Genomic DNA, 21665 nt, shown 5'->3' on the forward strand with positions numbered 1-21665 from the left:
GCTGCCGGTCCAATTCTTAATTCTTAATTCTTAATTCTTAATTGTGCGAAGCACCATGTTCACTGGAATTGTAGAAGCCCTGGGTACCATTGCCGCCGTGCGGACGGAAGGCACCAACCGCCACTTCACCGTGGCCACGCCCTTCGCGGCGGAGCTGCGGATTGACCAGAGCGTAGCCCACGACGGCGTGTGCCTGACGGTGGTAGCCCTGGATGCCGCCGCCGGAACCCACGTGGTGACGGCCATCGACGAGACGCTGCAGAAAACCAACCTGGGCCAGTGGACGCCGGGCCGGCAGGTGAATCTGGAGCGCTGCCTGGCCGCCAACGGCCGCTTCGACGGCCACATCGTGCAGGGCCACGTCGATCTGGCCGCCGTGTGCGAGTCCGTCACGGACCAGAACGGCTCCTGGGTGTTTCGCTTCGGCCACGAGCCCGGCGCGGGCCGCGTGACGGTGGAGAAAGGCTCGATCTGCATCAACGGCACCAGCCTCACCTGCTTCGACAGCACCGATACGGGCTTCGCCGTGGCCATCATTCCCTACACCTACGAGCACACCACCTTCCGCCATCTGACGGCCGGCGACCGGGTGAACCTGGAGTTCGACATCGTGGGCAAGTACGTGGCTAAGCTGCTGGGGAAGTGAGCTGCCGCCTGTAAGTAGGCCGAAGGAATTAGTTTGACTTATCAGCACGTCATGCTCATCTGGCGTCCGCGAAGTTGAAGCATCTCTACCGCTTCGCTGAACGGACCTGATGAAGCGGTAGAGATGCTTCGACAGGCGGACGCCAGATGAAGCATGACGTTTTTTTTATTGCAAAGTAATTTTCACGACCTACTTACCCATGAGCTTTGGAAAGCGTTGGTTTGGAAGGCTAATGGCCCTGCCCATTCTGGTGCTGGGTGCAGTATTCAACGTGCTGGATGCGCAGAATGGCCATGCGGTGCTGAATCAGCTGAATAAGCTGTCGGTTCCGCAGGGTGCCGGGCTGCTGGCATTCCTGGTTGTCGGCTTTCTGCTCTTTACCCGCCGTTTTTACGCGCGCTGGTCATGGCTTACCTGTTGGCTGTTCGTGGTCGTGGCGGTGCTGGTTGATTACCTGGTGTCCGGCCTTTGCCAGCACGGGCTCGATGCCTCCCGCAACCCTGAGGAGGTCGACCTGCTGAATAATGTCGATTTCGTGGTGATTCTGCCGGTAATACTGCTGGCTCTGCTGCTCTGGGGCTGGGCTTTTGACCGGGTGAAGAACAAGGCCGCCAAGAGTGGCTGAATTGAGCGTGCCCGCGCCGAAAACCCGGATGGGTTACTTTCGCCGTTCCGGCCCGGCCGCCAGACCCGGCGCGCCCGGGGCCGTATTCCCTCCGTCACCGCGGTGACCAAACCACCCACCACCACCCAATCCCTTTGGAATGAGCAAAATCAAAGTAGCAAACCCGGTAGTTGAGCTCGATGGCGACGAGATGACGCGCATCATCTGGAAGTTCATCAAGGACAAGCTGATTACCCCGTACCTGGAGCTCGATATCAAATATTACGACCTCGGCATTGAGCACCGCGACGCCACCAACGACCAGGTAACCATCGATTCGGCCCACGCCATCCGCCAGTACGGCGTCGGCATCAAGTGCGCCACCATCACCCCCGACGAGGAGCGGGTGCAGGAGTTCGGCCTGAAGCAGATGTGGAAGTCGCCCAACGGCACCATCCGCAATATCCTGGATGGCACCGTGTTCCGCGAGCCTATCGTGATGAGCAACGTGCCCCGGCTGGTGCCCAACTGGACCGCGCCCATCTGCATCGGCCGCCACGCCTTCGGCGACCAGTACCGCGCCACCGACTTCGTGACCAAGGGTAAGGGCAAGCTTACCATTAGCTTCCAGCCCGAGGACGGTGGCGAGGCGCAGTCGTTTGAGGTCTACAACTTCCAGAGCGACGGCGTGGCCCTGGCCATGTACAACACCGACGAGAGTATCCGCGGTTTCGCTCACGCCTGCTTCAACCAGGCCCTGATGAAGGGCTGGCCGCTGTATCTGAGTACCAAGAACACCATCCTGAAGAAGTACGACGGCCGCTTCAAGGACATCTTCCAGGAAATCTACGAGCAGGACTACCTGGCCAGGTTCAGGGAAGCCGGCATCACCTACGAGCACCGCCTGATCGACGACATGGTGGCCTCGGCGCTGAAGTGGAACGGCAACTTCGTGTGGGCCTGCAAAAACTACGACGGCGACGTGCAGAGCGACACCGTGGCCCAGGGCTTCGGCTCATTGGGCCTGATGACCTCCACGCTGGTGACGCCCGACGGCAAGACCATGGAAGCCGAAGCCGCCCACGGCACCGTGACCCGCCACTACCGCGAGCATCAGAAGGGCAAGCCCACGTCCACGAACCCCATTGCCTCCATCTTCGCCTGGACCCGGGGCCTGGAGTTTCGCGGTATTCTGGACGGCAACCAGGAGCTGATCGGCTTCTGCAAAGCCCTGGAAGCCGTGTGCATCGAAACCGTGGAAAGCGGCCAGATGACCAAGGACCTGGCCGTCTGCATCCACGGCAACCAAGTGGAGCACGGCCGCGACTACCTCTACACCGAGGAATTCCTGGCCGCGCTGGATGAAAACCTGAAAGCCAAGCTGGGCAAGTAAGCCATGTTTCGATTCGATTAAAAGAGGCTCATCCGCACGGCGGATGAGCCTCTTTAGGTTAAATCAGGACGGCAGGCTGCGTGCAGCTGATGCTTCCCTACCGCTTTTGTTGCAGGTAACGTTACGGCTTGGCGTTGTGGCGGTATTTGAAAATCGTCAGCCCGTAACCGCAGTTATAGCGGTTTCGCAACTGGCGCACACTTTTTAACTCTCAAGCTACTGTTTAACAGTAGGTTAATGCCAAAAATTGGATGCACCGTTCACGAAACCGCTATAGCAGGCAACATTAGGGTTCCCGAAACTCGGCACCCGTGTAAGTTTCGGGAAGCAGCGCTATATACGCAATGAACATTCGGGAAGCAAGATGCTTTGGGTATGCTTCCCGAAGGTTTGTCTAGGCGTCGGGTGGGGCAGCGGGGGGGCTGGGTTGTGCAGTGTGTACATAAATCGCCGGGATTTTAATAGCCGCTATGACCCCATACGCCTGCGACCAGCTGCCGGTGTAGCTTCCCTATCCCCAACTGTGGCAATGGCCCGCGGAGAAGGTTGCGGTGGCCTGCCGCGCCACCCTATCCCGTAGCACGTCGGCAGGGCGGGAGCCGTTGCTCGAGAGCAGGACGTATGCCGCTACCAGGAGGTGCCGCCACCCTTGGCCCGGTTTGCTCCCTGCCCAAGTCTACGATAGCCCGGGAGGGGCGGCATATGGGTAGCAAATGCTGCCCTGGTAGAGTAGCAGAGCCCCAGCGGGGCGACACCTGGCGGAAGCAGTGTCGCCCCGCTGGGACTCTGGTAACTCAAAAAAACAGGCTTCTACCGACCTGTCGCCCCGCTGGGGTTACGCCGCAACTTGGGTTGAATACTATGGCAACGACCGCACGCGAGATTCCCCGGCTTCGCTCGGAACGACTATTCTTGTCGCCTTACCCGGCAGCCGGCCACCACCGTTCGGCCCCGCGCTGGTAGAGCGCGGCGCAGCCCCAGGCCAGCAGGCTGCCCAATACGGCCCCGGCTACCACGTCGGAAGGGTAGTGGGCCCCCAGGTAGATGCGGCTGTAGGAAAGCAGCGAGGCCCAGACCAGTGCCAGCCACTTGGCCACCCGGTAGCGCCGGGGCAGCACCCGCCACAGAAACACCACCAGCACGAAGCTGTTGGCCGCGTGCGACGACATGAAGCCGAACTGCCCGCCGCAGCCGTTGGCCAGGTTCAGCACCGCCGACAGCTGCGGATCGTGGCAGGGGCGCAGGCGGGCGAAGAAGGGCTTGAAGAACCGGCTCGAAATACCGTCGGCCAGGGCTACGCTGAGCAGCAGCAGCGGCACCAGCAGCCGGGCCCGCTGCTCAAACAGGTAGCCCAGCGCCAGCAGCACCACCAGGTAGGCCGGAAACCACACGAAGCGCTCCGAGAAGAAAATCATCCACTTGTCCAGCCCGGGCGAGTGGGTGCTGTTGGCGGCCAGCAGCAGCCGGCGGTCCAAGTCTTGCAGCAGCTCAATCAAGACGGGGCGGGCGTTTCGTCGAGCCAATCCACGCCCTTGCGCAGCCAGCTTTGGGTGAGGGCTTCGGGGGTACCGGCGGCGGGCACCTGGTTGTAGTGCCACTCGCAACGCGGCGGCAGACTCATCAGAATGCTTTCGGTGCGGCCCCCGGTTTCGAGGCCGAAGCGCGTGCCCCGATCAATGGCCAGGTTGAACTCGGCGTAGCGGCCCCGGCGCACCAGCTGCCATTTCTCCTCGGCTGCGCCGTAGGGCAGGGCGCGGTTTTGCTGCATCAGGGTGGTGTAGGTGGGCCCGAAAACGTCGCCCACGGCCTGTACGAAGGCGAACAGCTCTTCGGCGGAGCCGTCTTTGCCCACCGTGAGGCGGTCGAAGAAGATGCCGCCCACGCCCCGGGTTTCCTGGCGGTGGGTGATGAAGAAGTAGTCGTCGGCCCAGGCGTGGAAGCGGGCGTAGTAGGCCGGGTTGTGCGCGTCGCAGACGGCCCGGAGCTGCCCATGAAACCAGCGGGCCTGGGCTTCATCCACGTAAATCGGGGTCAGGTCGATGCCCCCGCCGAACCAGGCTTCGCCGTTGCCGGCCTCGAAGTAGCGCACGTTCATGTGCACGATGGGCACGCGCGGGCTGCGCGGGTGCTGCACCACGCTCACGCCGGTGGCAAAGTATTCGGGGTTGGGCATCAGCAGCACTTTGGCGGCCTGCTCGCTCATGGTGCCCGATACGGCCGAGAAGTTCACGCCGCCCTTTTCCAGCACGTCGCCTTCCGTCAGCACCCGGCTGCGGCCGCCGCCGCCGCCGTGGTGTTCCCAGCCGTCTTCCTGAAAGCGGCCCCGGCCATCGGCGGCTTCCAGCTGCCGGCAGAGGCGGTCCTGAAAATCACGCATCCAGGCTTCGACCCGCGCGCGAAAAGGCAGGGCGGCATTGGTGGGCGGGGAGGAAATAGGGGAGGTGGTGGGCATAAATGGAAGAACTACCGAAAAACAACCGGGGCGAAGGGCTGTTCGCCCCGGGCCTGAAAATGAGCTCAGCTCAGCGGATCGGACCACAAAGGTAGTGTCTGGCGGGGGAGGGAGGCAAACTTCAATCCAGCGGCTTTTCCAGCACCACCAGCTCCAGCGGCTGCCGGGGCAGGCCGAAGCGCGGGCCGGTGGGGAAGGGCTCGGTGGCCCCCGTGCGCTGGTAGCCGTGCCGCTCGTACCAGGCCAGCAGCTCGGTCCGCACCGAAATAACCGTGATGCGCAGCCGGAAGCAGTCCTGCCGGCGGGCGTAGTCCTCGGCGGCCCGTAGCAGGTGCTTGCCGAGGCCGTGGGCCTGCAGGGTGGGCGCTACCGACAGCATCCCCAGGTACAGCGCATCGGTCTGCTTATGCAGATAAACCGAGCCGGCCAGGGTTCCGTCTTCAGTCCGGGCGAGCAGGAAAACGGCATCTGCGGCCGCCAGCATTTCCCGGAGCGCGTCGGCATCGGTGCGTTGCCCGCCCAGCAGGTGGGCCTCCGTGGTCCAGCCCTTTTCCGATTCGGGGCCGCGGTAGGCACTGTTGACCAGGGCGGCCAGCTCGGGTACATCGGCCGCGGTGGCGGGCATCAGCGGATGAATCATGGGGCGAAGGTAGGGAGGCAGAGGTTTTTGGTTGCTGGTTTTTTGTTTTTGGTCAACAATCACAACCACGACCAAAAAACCAGCAACCAAAAACGAACAACCAAAAACCAGCAACCAACCGCTACTTTTGCATTTCTCACCCGCCGCTCCTGCATGTCCACGCAAACCACTCCCGCCCCGGAACCTCAGTTTATTGATTCACACGCGGCCGTCGATCCGGACCGGGCTACCCAGCTGCGGGCCTATGAGCTGATGCGCACGGCCGACGAGCTGGCCCGCCTCTACGAAGAAAACAAGGCCGTGACGGCCAAATACGTGCACGCCACGGCCCGGGGCCACGAAGCCATTCAGCTGGCCGCCGCCTTTCACCTGCGGGCCACGGACTTCGCCACGCCCTACTACCGCGACGACGCCATGCTGCTGGGCATCGGCATCACGCCCTACGAGCTGATGCTCCAGCTCATGGCCAAGCGCGACGACCCCTTCTCGGGCGGCCGTACTTACTACAGCCACCCGTCTTTGCGGCGGGCCGGTTTCCCTATTATTCCCCACCAAAGCTCCGCTACCGGCATGCAGGTCATTCCGGCCACCGGCATGGCCCACGGCCTCAAATATTTTGAGTCAATTAATAATGAAGAATTAATAATTAAGAATTCTCAACGTCTGGAATCGACGGACACAGACCACGCGGACGATTCAATTCTTAATTCTTCATTACTAATTACTAATTCACCAGCGGCAAAGCCGCTGGTGCTGTGTTCCATCGGCGACGGGGCGATGACGGAGGGTGAAGTGTCGGAGGCCCTGCAGATGGCCGTGCTCCACCAGCTGCCCATCATCTATCTGGTGCAGGACAACGACTGGGGTATTTCGGCTACCGGCCGCGAGATGCGCGCCATGGACGCCTACGAGTTTGCCGCCGGCTTCAAGGGCCTGCAGCGCCTGCGCGTGAATGGGGCCGACTTCGCCGACTCCTACGCCGGGCTGGCCGCCGCTTTCGAGTACGTGCGCCGCACCCGGGGTCCCATCCTGGTTCACGCCAAGTGTCCGCTGCTGGGCCACCATACCAGCGGCGTGCGCCGCGAGTGGTACCGCGGCGACGATCTGGCCGAACACACCCTCAACGACCCGCTGCCCCGCCTGCACCAGCAGCTGCTCGAGCTGGGCGTGCGCGAGGACGAGCTGGACCAGCTGGGCCAGCAAGCGCGTACCTTGGTGCAGGCCGACTACGAGCGCGCCCTGGCCGCCCCCAATCCCGACCCCGCCACCTTCGCCGACCACGAGTTCGCCCCGCCCGCCGTGACGGAGGAAGCCGGGGAGCGGGCCCCCGCCGGGGCCGACAAGGCCCTGATGGTAGACGCCGCCCTGCACGCCGTCGACGACATTCTGCGCGAGTTTCCCGAGGCTTTATTTTACGGCCAGGACGTGGGTGGCGAGCTGGGCGGGGTGTTCCGCGAGGCGGCGCTGCTGGCCAAAAAGTACGGCGACACCCGCGTGTTCAACACCCCGATTCAGGAGGCCTACATCGTGGGCAGCACGGCCGGCATGAGCGCCGTGGGGGCTAAGGCCATCGTCGAAATCCAGTTTGCCGACTACATCTGGCCGGCCCTGAACCAGCTGGTGGAAGAGCTGTCGAAGTCGTGCTACCTCTCCAACGGGCAGTTTCCGGTGCAGGCCCTGATCCGGGTGCCCATCGGGGCCTACGGCGGGGGCGGGCCCTACCACTCGGGCTCCATCGAAAGCACGCTGCTCACCATCCGGGGCATCAAGGTGGTGTATCCGAGCAACGCGGCCGACATGAAGGGCCTGATGCGCGCCGCCTTCCTCGACCCCAACCCGGTGGTGATGCTGGAGCACAAAGGGCTGTACTGGAGCAAGGTGCCCGGCACCGAAGACGCCAAAACCGTGGAGCCCGCCACCGGCTACGTCATTCCGCTCGGTAAAGCGGCCATTGCCCAGGCCGCCGACCCGGAAAAGCTGCGCCAGGGCGAAACCTGCGCCGTGATAACCTACGGCATGGGCGTGCACTGGGCCAAAACGGCGTCGAAGCAGTTTCCCGGCCAGGTCGAAATCCTGGATCTGCGCACCCTGAACCCGCTCGACTTCGAGGCCGTGCAGGCCGCCGTGCGCCGCCACGGCAAAGCCCTGGTGCTGACGGAGGAGCCCCTGATGAACTCCTTCGCCGAGAGCCTGGCCGGCCGCATTCAGCGCACCTGCTTCCGCCAGCTCGACGCCCCGGTTTTCACCCTGGGCGCTGCCAATCTGCCCGCCATTGCCCTGAACGTGGAGCTGGAAAAGCAGATGCTGCCCAGCGCCGAAAAAGTAGCCGCCGCCCTGGCCGAGCTGCTGGGGTATTAGGTGGTGAGGTGGTGAAATTGTGAAGTGGTGAAATGGTGAGTCTGATGTTCGGCTGGCGCGGTTCTGCGCGGCTTGAACATCAAACTCACCACTTCACCATCTCACCACTTCACCCCTAAAACGGATACCCGATACCGATGTTGAAGGCGGTTTTGTTGTCGCTGAAGCCGAACTGTGAAACCACGAACTTGTTGCCCAGCGCGGTGGGGTCGTAGATTTTGGTGGCTACGTCGAGGCGCAGGATGAGAAACGTAAAGTCGAAGCGCAGGCCGATGCCCGAGCCGACGGCGAACTGCCGGTAGAACTTGCCGACCTCGAACTGCGCCCCGGGGCGCGGGTCCTCGTGCAGGGCCCAGACGTTGCCGAAGTCGGTGAACAGCGCGCCGTTGATAAAGCTGTACAGCGGGAAGCGGTATTCCAGGCTGCCTTCCAGCAGGATGTCGCCGGGTTGTTCGAGGTCGAAGTTCTGCACCGTTTCCCCCCCCACGGTTTTGGTCGAAGCGTACGAGCCCGGCCCCAGGCGGCGGGGCTTCCAGGCCCGGACGCTGGAGCTGCCCCCGGCAAAAACGTACTTGTCGTAGGGAATCACGTAGCGCTGCTGGTAGGTGGTGACCCGGGTGATGGGGTCGACAACCTCCACCGTGCTGGTGGTTAAGGCACTCACAAAGCCCCCGTTCAGCCGATAGACCACGAAGGATTTGGCTGCTACTTTGTAGTAGCGGCGGTAGTCGGCGTTGAGCTTGGTGAAGTTGTAGACGTTCAGCCCCAGCTTATCCTTCAGGTAGCTCTGGTAAAGACCTTTGGTGAGGCCCCCGACCTCCGCGAACAGCCGCAGATACCGGGCGTTGCGGGTTTGGTTGAAATCGTTGGAGTTGTAGAGCGACGTCACGTTGAAGCTCGGGACCAGCTGCCGGGCAAAGCTGCGGATCAGGGGCGAGCCCCGGCGCTCCAGGGCCTTGAGGGAGTCTTCGTAAATGGGGTTGAGATACGGGGTGTTGACCACGCTGAGGTCAATTGGGGTCAGTACGTACTGGTGAAACGCGGAGCGTTGCCAGATATAGTCGTAGGTGGCTTCCAGGTTGGTGCGGGTGTACTCGGGCCGAATGACGTAAGTATAGGCCGCGTTGATCCGGGTGCGCGGATCGAACCGGGTCAGGTAGCGGTTGGCCCGCCAGGGCATCAGGAACTGCGGCAGCACCAGATTGGCATTAGCTCCGATCTGGGTGGTATACACGCTGGTGGTAGTAACCACGCCCTCCACCTGGGTGCTGGTCGACTGCCCCTCAAAACCAGCGCGCACCCCGAATTCCAGCGTTTCCGCCCCTCCGAATACGTTTCGGATCTTGATGCGCTCATTCACGAACGGGCCCGCGAGCTCGGCTACGTAGGTAGCGCCGGCTTCGCTGGTTTCCTGGAATTTCTTGGCTGGCGAGGCGCTAATGACGGCGTCCAGCTGGCGCCGCGTGGTGTCGGGGCCGGCCGGCGCGGTGCGCACCCGGAAGTAGTTCACGGTATTGAAGCGGAACACGTCCAGGTTGCTGAGCTGGCGCTGGGTGAGCTGGGTGCTGGTCAGGCTGTAGGTGTCGCCGGGGCGCACGGTGAGCTTGCGGTCCAGCGTCTTGGGACTGATGCGGTGCTGGTAGGCCAGGTAGTAGACGGAATCCTGCACCAGCGTGTCGCGGGCCTGTTCGAAGCGGGTGACGCCGGCATCGGCAACAAACTGCACGTGCCGGATGGTGTACTGGTAGTGCCGCTCGCCAGGACCGGGATTGGCAATGATGGTGCGCAGCCGCACGGTAGCGGGCGCAAAGCTGGTGTCCGCTTCCAGGGTCACGTACTGCTGGCGGAAATCGTAGTAGCCCTCATTTTTGAGCAGGTTTTCCAGCCGGCTCCGCTCCGTGCCAATGGCTTCCTCGTCGTACTGTTCGCCCACGCGCAGCAGCGAAGCCGGCTGGCTGGCCATTACCCGGCGGGCAATGGCCGAGTCGGGGATGGCGTAATCGAGCTGAGCATACCGGAAGGGCTCGTTCTCGGTGACGCGGTAGGTCACCAGCACGCGCCGGGTGAGGGTCGTGTCGGGCCCACCCAGCAGGCGGCGGAGCGAGAAGCCCCGGTCAGCCACGGTGTCGGTAGCCGTTACCCGGCTGCGGAAGAAGCCCTTCGATTTCAGGAAAATGCCGATCTGCTCCACCGTCTGGCGCGTGAGCGCCGAATCGTAGATGACGGGGGCCTCGCCGATGCGCATGATGGCGTTGCCTTTATCGAGCGTGCGCTGGAGGCGACTGGTGCGTTTTTCGCGCCGCACCAGTAGCCGGCCCACCTGCACCGAGTCGGGCCGGGCGGCCTGCATGCGGGCCGCAAATTCCTGCTGGATGCGGGTACGCTTGGCCTGGAGGCGCGGCTCGTCGTAGAAGGTGCGTCCCAGCTGGTAGATTGCTAGCTTTGGCAGCGGAAAGCTCGTGTTCGGCTGTTGCTGGTAGAGGGCCGCGATGCGCTCGGCATCGGCCTGCTTCACGCCTTCGAGCCGTACCCGGCTGAGCAGCTTCTGTTTGGGTTCCAGCAGTCGTAGCGGCGAGCAGCCTGCCAGCAACAGCAACAGCAGCACCGCCCCGGCCCAGGCCGCGGGCATTCGTACACTAAAAATAGCCCGGCCAAGGGCAGTAGGCAACAGCGAATATGGTTTCAAAAGCAGTAGCGAAATATGTGCACGCGCTGCACCTGAAGAAATACCGGCTGCGGCACGGTGCTTTCCTGGTGGAAGGCGGCAAAAGCGTACAGGAGCTGCTAAGTTCCGCACTTCAAACGGAACGCGTGTTCCTGACGGCTGAGTTCGCGGCAAAAATCCCGCCACTGCCCGCGAATGTACCGGTTGAAATCGTAACGGAAGATGACCTAACCCAGCTCGGCACCCTGGCCAACAACACTACGGCCCTGGCCCTGGCCCGCCTGCCGGCGGAAACCCCGCTGCAGCCGGCCCCCAACCGCCTGCTGCTGGCCCTCGACCAGGTGCGCGACCCCGGCAACCTGGGCACCCTCATCCGCCTGGCCGACTGGTACGGCCTGCACGGGGTGGTGTGCTCCGATACCTGCGCCGACCCCTGGGCGCCCAAAACTATTGCCGCCACCATGGGCTCGTTCACCCGCGTGGCCATCTGGCAGCGCGACCTGCCCGCCTGGCTCGATACGCTGCCCCCGGAGCTACCGCGCTACGGCGCCCACCTCGACGGCGACAACGTGCACCGGCTCTCATTGGCGCCCGGCGGCGTACTCATCATGGGCAGCGAGTCGCACGGGCCGCGGCCGGAGGTGCTGGCCCGCCTTACCCAGCGGCTCTACATTCCCGGGGCCGGCGGGGCCGAAAGCCTGAACGTGGCCGTATCGGCCGCTATTCTGCTCGACAACTTCCACCGGGCGCTGTAGCGGGGGCAGCATACTTCACGGCTTCTCCGCCCGATGAGCGTAAAAAAGCCCGGCAGATGAATTCTGCCGGGCTTTTTCGCTGGGGCCAGGTTGGTTAGATTGAGAAGCCGAAGCTGACGGTCTGACCTTGGGGGCCGCGATTTTCCCTGAACAGCTCGGTCAGGCTGTACTTTACGAACAGGTCGATGCCGCGCACGCCGATGGTGCCTTGCAGGCCGTACTGGAAGTCTTCCAGGTTGTACGAGCCGCGGTCCTTGTCCTTGCGGGTGTTGCCTTCACTTTCGTACTTGATTTTGGTGTGGCTGTTGAGACGGTAGCCGGCGTAGCCCCCGGCTCCCATCCGAAAGGCAGTGTGGCCCTTTTTATCCCTGAAGCTCAGCTGCGCCATCAGGGGCAGGTTGACGCTGGTTACGGCCAGCTTGCTTTTCTCCAGGTTCAGGGTGGGGTCCGGCAGAATATCGGTCCGGGTGTCGGTGGCCGTCAGGCGCCGGTTGTTCTCGAACATATAGTTGTTGAACGCCAGCTCCGGACCCGTAACGAGGTAGAACGGGCTGCCTTTGCCCCCCACCCGGATGTCGTAGCGCCAGTTCAGACTCAGGTAGCGCGAGCCGGTAGGCTTCAGCTCGAAGGGCTGTTCCCGGCCGTTGGCATCTTTCCAGGGGCTGCGGTTGGTGAGCGTGTTCAGGCCCAGGTCGATGCTGAAGTTGCTGTGCACGGCGCGGTTGGCCTCTTCGTCCTTTTTGCGCTTTTTCTCCGCCGTCCGCACCGAGTCGCTGCCGCTTTGGCCAATCTTGATGTTGACGCCTTCGTTGTCGTCCTCATCCACCGTCACCTTGATAAACCGGCCGCTTTTGGTCGTGGACTTGGGGTCTTCGGCCCGCACCGTGATGCGGATTTCCTCGGGGGCGCTGGTGCCGGGGTAGTCTTTGCCGGGATTGAACTCCATCGTCACGGCCTTGTTGCCGGCGTTCCGGCTGGCCGTTTCCGCCTGACTGATGTACTTATCCAGCAGAATCATCAGCGAGTCGAGCTTGTAGGTGCGCAGCTCTTTGAGCTGGGCCTTGTTTTTGGTCACCAGGGTCAGCAGGGCCTGGTTGGGGAGTTTCACCACGATGGTGTCGTCGGCGGTAGGGCGGGAGGCGGCCTGGGTGCGGCAAGGCGCGGCCAGAACTGTCAGCAGCAGGACTGCCAGCAGCGAGGAGAGACGTTTCATGACGAAGGGATTGAAAAACTTAGAGTTGAATGTTTTTGGTAGAGAGCGAGTGGTTCAGCACACTGACTGTAACCGCTGGCAATTCTACCCGGGGCAGGTTTTCGCGGGCTTCGCGCAACGCTGCCGTGCCGGCTTTGCGTAGCAGCCGCCCTACCAGCTTGGGCTGCCGGTCAGACTCGTCCGGCGCGTCCGCCAGGGCTACTGTCCGGGCGGGGCTGCCCCGCCGTACTTCTACTTCAATAGTGCCGGCCGGTGCCGGGGTGACCAGCGCCAGGGTTTCCGGCTTCGGTAGTACTTCCGGGCCATTTTCCAGGGTCACCGGGCGTTCCGGATGCGCCGTGGTGGTCGTGGCTAAGGCCTGGGGTACAACCGGGGCGGCCTGGTTGTCGGCGGTCAGCGGGCGGCGGGGCGCTACCGTAGCGCGGGCCACGGCCCTGTTCGCTACGGTACCGGCCTTGGCCCGCGGCTGGGAAGCAACGTTGGCCTGGTGCGCGGCCAGGCGGGCCGTGGTTTCCGGGGCCGGTGGCGTTTCCACCGTTACTGGCTGTTCAGCCCGATTGGCTTCTGTGGGGTTAGATGGATACGCTTTAGTCGGGGTTGCCTGGGCCACGGAAGATTTTTCGGCAGCTTCGGCGCGGTCGGTCCGTGGTGTAGCCTTCCCGGCCGGGGCACTTGTCGGGGTCGTAGCCAGCGTACCAGTTAGGGTAGCGGAGCCGGGCATCTGCCCCAGCCAGCCCCCACCGGCCACGAGCAGCAGCGCCACCACGGCGGCCGCGGCGTAGAGCCACAGGGCCGGGCGCTTTTTAGCGGGCTGCAGTTCCGCTTCCAGTTGGGCCCAGAGGTAAGTGGGCGGCGCAGGGGCATGGTTCAGGAGCTGGTCCCGAAACAGCTTATCAATATCTTCCGGTTGCATAATATTCTTTCGGTTCGGGGGTGGGAGAGGCGCTTAGGCTGGCGGCCGCGAGGCGGCGCTGCAGCATAGCGCGGGCTTTACTGAGCTGAGATTTGGAAGTGCCTTCCGAAATGCCCAGCATCTCAGCAATTTCGACGTGGGAGAAGCCCTCCAGGGCATAGAGGTTGAAAACGGTGCGGTACCCGGCGGGCAGCTGGGCTAGTACGGCCAGCATATCGGCCGCGTTGAGCTGACTTTCCGCTTCGGGCGGCGTCACGGCCAGCTCAATGTGGGAATCGTCGATGGCCAGGTGCATGGGCTCCTTGCGGCGCAGCTGGCCCAAAGCCTCGTTCACCATGATGCGCCGGATCCAGCCTTCGAAGCTGCCTTCGTGCCGGTACTGATCCAGGGCCCGGAACACTTTGGCAAACCCGCCCAGCATCACTTCCTCGGCGTCTTCGCGGTGGCGCAGATAGCGCAGGCAAACGCCGAACATCATCCCCGAAAACTGCTCGTAGAGCTGTTTCTGGGCACGAACACTGCCTTGGCGGCAGGCAGCGATGAGGTCGGCGTCAGTCACGGAAGTAAGGGTAGAATCGAACGATAGAAGGCGGTTTGGCAGGATAGATACCAAAGACAGGGCGCGGGTTGCCCGGTCCGGAAAAATTAAGCGGAAGGCCACCACGTGGTGCCACGACTTTTTGGGTCGTGGTACCACTATCGTTGTTGCCGTTGCAGCCGTGGCCACAGACGGGCGGGTGGCCCGTTTCGTATCGTGGTACCACTATCGTTGCTGGCGTTGCAGCCGTGGCCAAGATGGGCGGATGGCCCGTTTTGGGTCGTGGTACCACTATCGTTGCTGCCGTTGGAGTAGATAGCAGGATACCGGGAGGCCTGTAGTTAGCGTGGTACCGCTTCGTTGTGGTCGTTGCCGGTCCCGCTCGCTGCCTGCTTCAGCACGGTTTCGTAGGAGTATACCGGGACAACGCGAAGTAGAACTTCGCGGCTCATTACCCGGTTCATCGTCTGCCATCCGTAGCAGGTCGCGAAGGGGAGCTTCGCGTTACCAGGTAGCCGTCCTCTGGCAGTAGCCCGCGCCAAGGCTTGGGCGGGCTACCGCTACCCCTGAATAACCGCTTATCGGGCCAGCAGCAGGTCGTTGGCCTGGCCGTAGTGCTGATAGGCCCCCCAGGTGGAGCCGCGGTGGGCAATCAGGGCCCGGGCCTGGGCAATGGCCCGGCTCAGGGTCGGCGGCGGCTCGGTTTTATGCTCACTGTAGTTGGTGGGCAGGAATACTTCTTTCGTGCTCATCCCCACCAGGGCCTGGGCGTAGAATTCCTGGGCAAACAGCTCCGCCAGCGTATCGTTCACGGGCCAGCCGGTGCCCACGTAATTGCGGACGCCGCGCTCAAAAAACGCCTCGGCAATGCCCGCCAGGTTGCGGTTCAGCTCCTCAGCGGCAGACGTTTTCTGCCGGGTCGTAACCTGGGCCGAGAAGCAGGCGTTGGCAAATACGAGCCGGGGCACGCGCCGGGCCTGAAAAATCTCCCGGGCCGACAGGAAGATCTTTTTGCCGAACACCCAGCCGCCGCAGTCGGGGTGAGTGGCGTCGAAGGTGCCGTGGCCCGCGAAGTGAATCACGTCGAAGTTGCCGTCGAGGATGAGGCCCAGGATTTCCAGCGGGTCGCAGTCGGCGTCGCCGATGCGCTCAACTACGTCCAGCTTCAGGTCCCAGTGCTGCTTGAGGTGGCTCAGGATCTGCACCACCGCCCGGCCTTCGCGCCGGGCCCCGGGCAGCTGCAGCTCGGGCTCGGGGGCGGGGTCGGCCACCACCAGAATCCGCAGGTTCTCGTTGCGCGGCGGCGGCTGGCCCGGGCGGGGCGTGAGCATGGAGCGGAACTGGCGGGTGAGCTGCAGCTGGGGGCCGAAGTATTGCAGCTCGCGCCGCTGGCGGTGGGCAAAGCAGGCCATTTCCCAAGGCAGCCCGGCCGTGTCGCGGTCCAGAATAAAGGTGAGCGGCTCGTTCAGGTGTTCCTGAAAATCGATTGGAAACAGGGCCGTGGTCAGCAGCTGCCCGTAGGTTTCCTGCTCCTCACGCGTCACCGACTCCATCAGCCGGCCCGAAAGACTGCTGGGAAAAAAGGCCTGCACCTTCACCTCCCGCACCGGAATGACGGCCCCATCGACCAGGGCGGAAAACCGGAACTGGTTGCCGGTGCGCTCAATGGTGATGCGGGGGCCGGACTGGATCGGCGGCAGGTCGCGGGGCCGGTTCTCGTCGTCGGCATCCGCCGCTTCGGGAAACGGCGGCCCGCCGGCTAAGGTCCTGGCTATTTCTTCGGCTTCCTGCGTCCGCTCGTACCGCAGCCGCAGGCAGGCGACGGATTGGTCCTGAATCAGCTCCAGCAGTAGTTTGTCCAGGCGCTGGTACTGCCGGCCCTCGTCGTAGGAGCGGGCTACCACAATGAGGGTTTTCAGGGGGTGGCGGTGGGTCCGGGCCGAGTCGGGTTTGGCCGTGAGCACCTCGGCCAGCCCCTCCAGCATGCTCAGCAGGGCTTGCTTCTCACTCATGGTGCCGGCCCGGGTGCCGATGAGAATGGTGGCCACCTCCGTGCAGCCCAGCATCTGAATGGTGCGGGCAATGTTGGTGAACAGGTAATGCAGGTCGTGGTGGGTGAACCGGCCTTCCTCGCCCATGCCCGCCAGCAGCAGGGCTTGGCTGTCGGCGGTGCCACCTTCCGCCGGGGCCGGTATGACGCAGATATGGCCCAGCGTTCCGCTGAGCATGGCATGATCCTGGGCCTCGCTGATCCAATAGTTCAGGGCCCGGTCCATTTCGCGCAGCCGGGTAGCGGGCGGCGCCCCCTGGTAGTGGCCCATTACCAGCACCGGCGCGCTTACCTTCACTACGGGCCGGCACTCGAGCCGGAGCGTGAGCGAGTAGGTCGGCCTATTGCCTTTGGTGCGGTTGGGGGAGCGGTTGAGGCTGCGGGCGGGCTGGTCGTCGCCCATGGCGGCGCGCAGCAACGTCTGCCCCATGGCGGTCTGGTTGAGCATCCGGCTGTGGTCAACTGCTTTCCGGGCCGCCCCGCCAGCCGCCTCCTGATTGCTGCGGGCCATTTTTTCCAGGGCCGTGGCCACCAGATCGTCGCCGATGGGGCGGTGCCAGGGGTTGTCGGGGGCCAGGGGCGCGCGGGTGATGACGGGGTGGGTGGGGAGCACCAGCGTGTGACCGAAGGCCAGCAGCTCGCCCACGGCCTCAAGCACCAGGGGATTATCGGCCAGGTTAGCGTGGTTTTCATCCACGAAGTAGGCGGGAATGCCGGGCAGCACGGCCAGGGCATTGGGGACCCGGCCGTCGCCGGCCAGCGTTTCGAAATAGCGAAACTCCCCGGGCGCCACAATGGTAAGCCGGGCCATGGTCCGGTGGTTGCAGCCCACGATGCAGGCCGTACGGGCCGCATCCAGGGGCGGGGCGCTACCAAGCTTTTCCTGGAACTGTCGCCCCCGTTCCAGCAGCCGGGGCTGTACGGCCTCGTTGTTCCAGGTGCCCGCGTGGTAAAGGGAGTGCAGCTCCGCGGGGAGCCGGGCGGGGGCCGGCAACAGCTGGTAGGTGGCGGGAAAGGTGTTGAGAATGCGCAGTACTTCGGGCAGGCTGTTTTTTAAGTCCAGCTTGGCCAGCCAGCGCACTACCTTGTCGGAGCCCGTGAGTAGGGGCACGGTGGCGTAAGTGCCAAAGTTGGGCGTGCCCAGCAGCACCAGCCGCCCCCCGCCCCGGGCCGTCATAGCAGTCCAGAGCTCCGGATGATCCTGAATGAAGCACCGGGCTACCAGCCCGCCCACCGAGTGAGCGACGATATGGACCGGTCGGTTCTGCAGGTGCTGCCGGATATAAGCCGCCAGGCGGGTGGCGGCCTCAGTCAGATCCTGCCGCCAGTCGTAGGCCCAGGGCTCCACGGTGCCGTAGGGCTCCAGCGTCAGCAGCAGCCGCGCGTAGTTCCGGAAATCGGGCGGCCCCACCTGCACCTGGTCCTGGTGGGGCGCCGTGAGGTCCAGCTCATCGATGCCACCGGCAATACGGGCCGGGTTCACCCAGACCGGCTCGATGCCGCCGCCGGGCCTGCGGGCAGTCAGTACCGAGGCCATCATGCCCGGCAGAAACAGGATGTGCGGGCGACTGGAACCGGCCGGCGCGGGAGGCAAGGCGGTGCGGGCCAATTGCTGCAGCTCAGCGAGCTTCTCCTCCCCAAAAAAATCCTGCAGCGCCTGCGCAGTTACTTTCTCCGTTTCTGAGGCGGCTTTCGGCACCCCGGGGTGGGCCAGCCGGGCGCGCAGGGTGGGCCAGTCCAGCAAAGCCGGGTAGGCAGGCGGGAGCTGGCCATTGGCGGAAGGGCGGGCCAGGATCACCGGCCGGGAGCGGGAAAGAGCCATGCAAGTGCAGTTAGGTAGGCAACAAAGGGTAGTCTGGCAACCAGCGAATTGCGGCTAGCAGCAACGCCTGCCCCACCGCAGAAAATCCGGGCGGGGCAGGCGTTGCTGATGGCCAATGACCGACTACCGGGCGGCGGCGGAAGCCTGGCGCCGGGGCCGGCGGGGCGCGGTGGCGGTCAGGGCCTGGAGTAAGGGCAGCTCTTCGGCCGTGGGCGCGCAGTCCAGCGTGGGGTGCTGCACGGGCGAGTGGCGGCTGAAGGCCCGCCGCAGCTGGTCCTGGAACTGGCGGTGGGTGAGGCCGGCACTGGGTTTCTCCAGCAGGCGCAGCGCCCGGGTTGTGAAGGCCCCGCTGCCATTGGTTTCGTAAGCTACTTCCTCGGGCAGACAGGCGGAGAAGTTAACTACCCGCATGGCGGCGCGGCCGGCATCGGCAGGGGCCGGATGATTGCCATTGGCTGGTAAGCTGGCCCGGAACGCCCGGTGCAGGGTATTAAAGTCGGTATCGCTGGCGCGGGCATTCATGAAGCGGGCCCGCTGGTCGACCACAACCGGGGCCGGCGGCGCGCCGAACAGCCGGGCAACGCTGCCCGAGTGGCAGCAGTCGGCGAAGAAAGTGACGCTGACGCCGGCGGGCACCCGCCGGAATACCGTCCGCAGGTCGTCGTCGAGGACGAAGGCCCCGCGGGCATAGTCGTGGGGGCACAGCGCCTCATCCCGGCGGTCATCCTCGTCGCCGCCGCGGCCGGCGTCCTGGAGCTGGGTGCCGTGACCGGAAAACTGCACGACCAGCACGTCGCCCGCCCGGCTCGTAGTCAGCAGGCTGCTGATGCGGTCGAGAATGTTCTGGCGGGTAGCCTCATCTTCGAGCAGGAGCTCGGTTGCGAAGCCCCGGTGCTTTAGGGCGTCGGCCCAGGCGCGGGCGTCGGCCACGCAGCCCTGGAGCGGGGCGGCCGGGTAGTCGTTGATGCCGATGCACAGGGCCCGCTGGCGCGGGTGGCCGTTGGTTGAAGCCGGCTGTGGCCGGGGCGGAGCGGCTTTCTTGGCGGGCTTGGCGGTCGTCTTCGCCATGAATTCGGCCTGCAGCTGAGCCAGCATTACCACCTCTTCGGGCAGCTCAATCGGCTCATGCCAGAGGTCAACCAGCTCCCGGGTTCGGGGGAAGGGCACGATGTCGGTCTGGTCGACGACGCGCCGCAGCACGCTTTCCATGGTGGCCGCGTCCTCGTCGAACCCGCCGTGGGTGGCGCTGGTGCTCGAGCTCCGGCCGCTGGCCTCGGTAGTATTCGACCAGATTACCTCCGTAGCCGGGGCGGCTTGGTGGCCGGTACTCAGCCCCAGGAGCCGGCTGACGTCGGCATCAGCCCGCAGGCAGGTTTCCAGGCCCAGAATGGGCGTTTCGCGACCCGATTCCAGGGCATTGTAGAGCAGGTAGAGCAGCGACTTGCGGTAAAACAGGGAGCAGGTATCGTCCCGCTCCAGCTGGTCGCGCATGGTGAAGAGCGTCAGCTGGTCCACGCCGTGGCCGACGAGGCCCGCCAGGTGCTGCTTGAAGGCGTCGACCCGGATGGCGGGGGCCAGCAGGTGCAGGGTCCGGAAAGACGGTACGCCCAGCTGCAGGGCCGTGGGCAGGAAGTGGGCGTGGAAGATGGAGCCGGCGCTGTGGCCCACGGCGTGCAGGCGCAGGGTGCCGTCGGCTACCTCGGCCGGGTGAGCGGCGCAGAACTGCTGGAGCTTGCGGGCCACGTAGCGGCCCCCGCCATCGGCTTCACTGGCCCATTCGGCGCTGTCCTTCATGTTTTTCCAGATCTGCCCGCCCAGGGGACCCACGGCCCGCTCAATCAGCTGGTCGCTCAGGTCGGTGATGCCCCGACCGGATTCGCGGGCGCGGCTGCCCCGGATGAGGGCCCCCAGCGTGCCGCCCAGGCCGGTTTCCCACACGAAGTACAGGGGATACACGTGGTTGGCCTTCCACCACGGAATGGCCCGCAGCGCCCCGGCCAGCCCCGATTTCTCCGACACCAACCCCCCGTGGGCATACAGCACCAGCTGGAGGGGCCGCCCGGCCTTGCGGGCCGCGCGCAGGGCCTGCTCCAGGTGCTTGTCGAACAGCGCGTCCACGTCGGAGGCCGCCGTGGTGAAGGTGCCGTCGGTGGAAAAGCGGCCCTGGTCGAGGTTGACGACGTGGGCGCGAAGCAGCTGGCGTTGGGCGGCGGTCAGCTCCCCGGGGCCACGGGACTGGAGGGCGCGGGCAGCGGTTTTGCCCGGGACGGGCTCCGTGAGCAGCAGCAGCTGCTGGCGGCTCATGCCTTCTTCGGCGGGCTCGGCCAGGGCTTCGGCTTCCAGGCCGCGGGCCCGGCTGGCAATGGAGATGTAGCTCAGCGTGCGCAGCAATTCCACTACCCGTTCCTCACTCACGGCCGGCTCCGCGAGCAAGGCCCGGGAGCCCAGGTTTTGTTTGATGTGCCGGACTTCCTGGACCGTGGCCTCGTAGCCGATGCTGCTGCCGGGGCAGGTTTTGCCCGACAGCTGGCTGTGGAAGTGCAGCGACTTGGTGGCCAGCTTAAAATGACGCTGCACGTGGGCCACTACGTGCAGGGCGGTGCGGCGCTGGGCTCCGTCGAAGGGGTCGCGGCCCTTGTCGAAGTCGCCGATCATCTCGAACATGAAGGGCCCGGCCAGGCGGTTGCCATTGTGGCCCGAGGAGCTGGCCGGGGCCAGGTTCCAGTTGCGGCCGGTCCAGATGGTGCCATCCGGGGCAATGCTGATGTGCTGGGCAATGTCGGACCAGCCGTTGTGCTGGGTATGATACTGCCACATGGCGTCGATGCTGGCCCGGCCCGCGTACTGCGCCCGGTTGGGCCGCCAGGTATGGTGCATGTGCACGCCCGTAACCCGGCGCGTGAAGGGGAACTGGTCGAGCACGGCAACGAACTCGGCCAAGGTCAGCTGTTTGAAACGACTAGCCATGGGAATAAATGGTTTAGTGACACCCCGCGTTCCGACCGGAACGACATATTAAATATACATAAATGTGTTTATCAAATATTTACTTGAATTGAACGAGGTTGCATAGGTCTTGTAACGGAAAGCAAAAAGCCCCGGCCCCGGAGTTTATTCCGGGGCCGGGGCCGTTCTGAGGCTGTTTTAAAACTGCGTTAGTACTGCCCTATCGACAGCATGACCAGCGTACAGGCCTCTTCGGTCTGAATGCCGCGCTGCTGGGCCAGACGCTCCAGCTCCGCGTTTTCGGTGCCGGGGTTGAAGATGATGCGCTTGGGGTTCAGGTCCAGAATGTAGTCGTACCAGGCGGGCTGATTCTGCGGCCCCACGTAGAGCGTGACGGTATCCACATCAGCGGCGGCGGGCCGGTCGGTGTGAATGGCGAGGCCGGCCACCTGGCCCTTCCGGATGCCGACGGGCACTACCTCGTGGCCGTGCTGCTTAAGCTGGTGCACCGCCCGGAAGGAATAGCGGGCCGGATTGTCGCTGGCCCCGAGAACTAAGGTCTTTTTCATCTTGGTTTGTCGTTTTTGGTTTTTGGTTTTTGGCCCGGTAGGCGGCCGGATCCGCGGACCGGGCCCTGACTGCAGAAACGGGCTACCGGCTTAAACGAATT

15 protein-coding genes are annotated in these 21665 nt (G+C 64.2%); 5 read left to right on the forward strand and 10 right to left on the reverse strand.

Going from position 1 to position 21665, the window contains the following annotated elements; translation table 11 throughout:
• The first annotated feature begins 55 nt into the window (after positions 1-55).
• The 3 genes from ABD833_RS11745 (at position 56) to ABD833_RS11755 (ending at position 2643) form a co-directional block, all read left to right on the forward strand.
• Positions 56-646, forward strand: coding sequence for a riboflavin synthase (locus ABD833_RS11745; protein ID WP_345073190.1), 591 nt, complete (start codon positions 56-58; stop codon positions 644-646).
• A gap of 232 nt (positions 647-878) precedes the next feature.
• Positions 879-1271 carry a hypothetical protein gene (locus ABD833_RS11750; protein ID WP_345073191.1) on the forward strand — a complete coding sequence of 131 codons (393 nt, stop codon included), beginning with the start codon at positions 879-881 and terminating at the stop codon, positions 1269-1271.
• Positions 1272-1410: 139 nt separating this feature from the next.
• A complete protein-coding gene (locus ABD833_RS11755) occupies positions 1411-2643 on the forward strand; it encodes an NADP-dependent isocitrate dehydrogenase (RefSeq protein ID WP_345073192.1) in 1233 nt (410 codons plus the stop codon).
• A gap of 920 nt (positions 2644-3563) precedes the next feature.
• Here the strand turns inward: ABD833_RS11755 and ABD833_RS11760 are convergent.
• From ABD833_RS11760 to ABD833_RS11770, 3 genes are all read right to left on the reverse strand, one after another.
• A complete protein-coding gene (locus ABD833_RS11760; protein WP_345073194.1) occupies positions 3564-4139 on the reverse strand; it encodes a phosphatase PAP2 family protein in 576 nt (191 codons plus the stop codon).
• Positions 4136-5095, reverse strand: coding sequence for an oxygen-dependent coproporphyrinogen oxidase (gene hemF, locus ABD833_RS11765; RefSeq protein WP_345073196.1), 960 nt, complete (start codon positions 5093-5095; stop codon positions 4136-4138). Before hemF ends, ABD833_RS11760 begins: the two co-directional genes overlap by 4 nt.
• A 121-nt stretch (positions 5096-5216) precedes the next feature.
• Positions 5217-5735: a GNAT family N-acetyltransferase gene (locus tag ABD833_RS11770; RefSeq protein ID WP_345073198.1), complete on the reverse strand. Its 519-nt coding sequence runs from the start codon at positions 5733-5735 to the stop codon at positions 5217-5219.
• 153 nt (positions 5736-5888) lie between these two features.
• Here ABD833_RS11770 and ABD833_RS11775 point away from each other — a divergent pair, with 153 nt between their 5' ends.
• Positions 5889-8093: an alpha-ketoacid dehydrogenase subunit alpha/beta gene (locus ABD833_RS11775; protein ID WP_345073199.1), complete on the forward strand. Its 2205-nt coding sequence runs from the start codon at positions 5889-5891 to the stop codon at positions 8091-8093.
• A gap of 115 nt (positions 8094-8208) precedes the next feature.
• On the opposite strand, the gene tamL is transcribed toward ABD833_RS11775, so the two are convergent.
• Positions 8209-10722 (reverse strand): translocation and assembly module lipoprotein TamL, encoded by a 2514-nt coding sequence (gene tamL, locus ABD833_RS11780; RefSeq protein ID WP_345073201.1) that lies wholly within the window; start codon positions 10720-10722, stop codon positions 8209-8211.
• Positions 10723-10769: 47 nt separating this feature from the next.
• Here tamL and ABD833_RS11785 point away from each other — a divergent pair, with 47 nt between their 5' ends.
• Positions 10770-11513: a TrmH family RNA methyltransferase gene (locus tag ABD833_RS11785; protein WP_345073203.1), complete on the forward strand. Its 744-nt coding sequence runs from the start codon at positions 10770-10772 to the stop codon at positions 11511-11513.
• A 94-nt stretch (positions 11514-11607) separates the two neighbouring features.
• Here the strand turns inward: ABD833_RS11785 and ABD833_RS11790 are convergent, their stop codons facing one another.
• The 6 genes from ABD833_RS11790 to ABD833_RS11815 form a co-directional block, all read right to left on the reverse strand.
• Positions 11608-12726, reverse strand: a complete 1119-nt coding sequence (locus ABD833_RS11790) for an outer membrane beta-barrel protein (protein ID WP_345073205.1) — start codon at positions 12724-12726, stop codon at positions 11608-11610.
• Between the two features lie 19 nt (positions 12727-12745).
• On the reverse strand, positions 12746-13639 hold the full coding sequence (locus tag ABD833_RS11795) for a hypothetical protein (RefSeq protein WP_345073207.1): 894 nt from the start codon (positions 13637-13639) through the stop codon (positions 12746-12748).
• Positions 13620-14198 carry an RNA polymerase sigma factor gene (locus tag ABD833_RS11800; protein WP_345073209.1) on the reverse strand — a complete coding sequence of 193 codons (579 nt, stop codon included), beginning with the start codon at positions 14196-14198 and terminating at the stop codon, positions 13620-13622. The genes ABD833_RS11795 and ABD833_RS11800 overlap by 20 nt, the downstream gene beginning before the upstream one ends.
• Before the next feature lie 557 nt (positions 14199-14755).
• Entirely contained in the window at positions 14756-18049 is a 3294-nt protein-coding gene (locus ABD833_RS11805; protein ID WP_345073210.1) for a CHAT domain-containing protein, read from the reverse strand.
• Between the two features lie 123 nt (positions 18050-18172).
• Positions 18173-21016 (reverse strand): caspase family protein, encoded by a 2844-nt coding sequence (locus ABD833_RS11810; RefSeq protein WP_345073211.1) that lies wholly within the window; start codon positions 21014-21016, stop codon positions 18173-18175.
• Between the two features lie 188 nt (positions 21017-21204).
• A complete protein-coding gene (locus ABD833_RS11815) occupies positions 21205-21564 on the reverse strand; it encodes a CoA-binding protein (RefSeq protein WP_345073212.1) in 360 nt (119 codons plus the stop codon).
• Positions 21565-21665: the final 101 nt, after the last annotated feature.

This window comes from Hymenobacter fastidiosus (assembly GCF_039539565.1).
Taxonomy (GTDB): domain Bacteria; phylum Bacteroidota; class Bacteroidia; order Cytophagales; family Hymenobacteraceae; genus Hymenobacter; species Hymenobacter fastidiosus.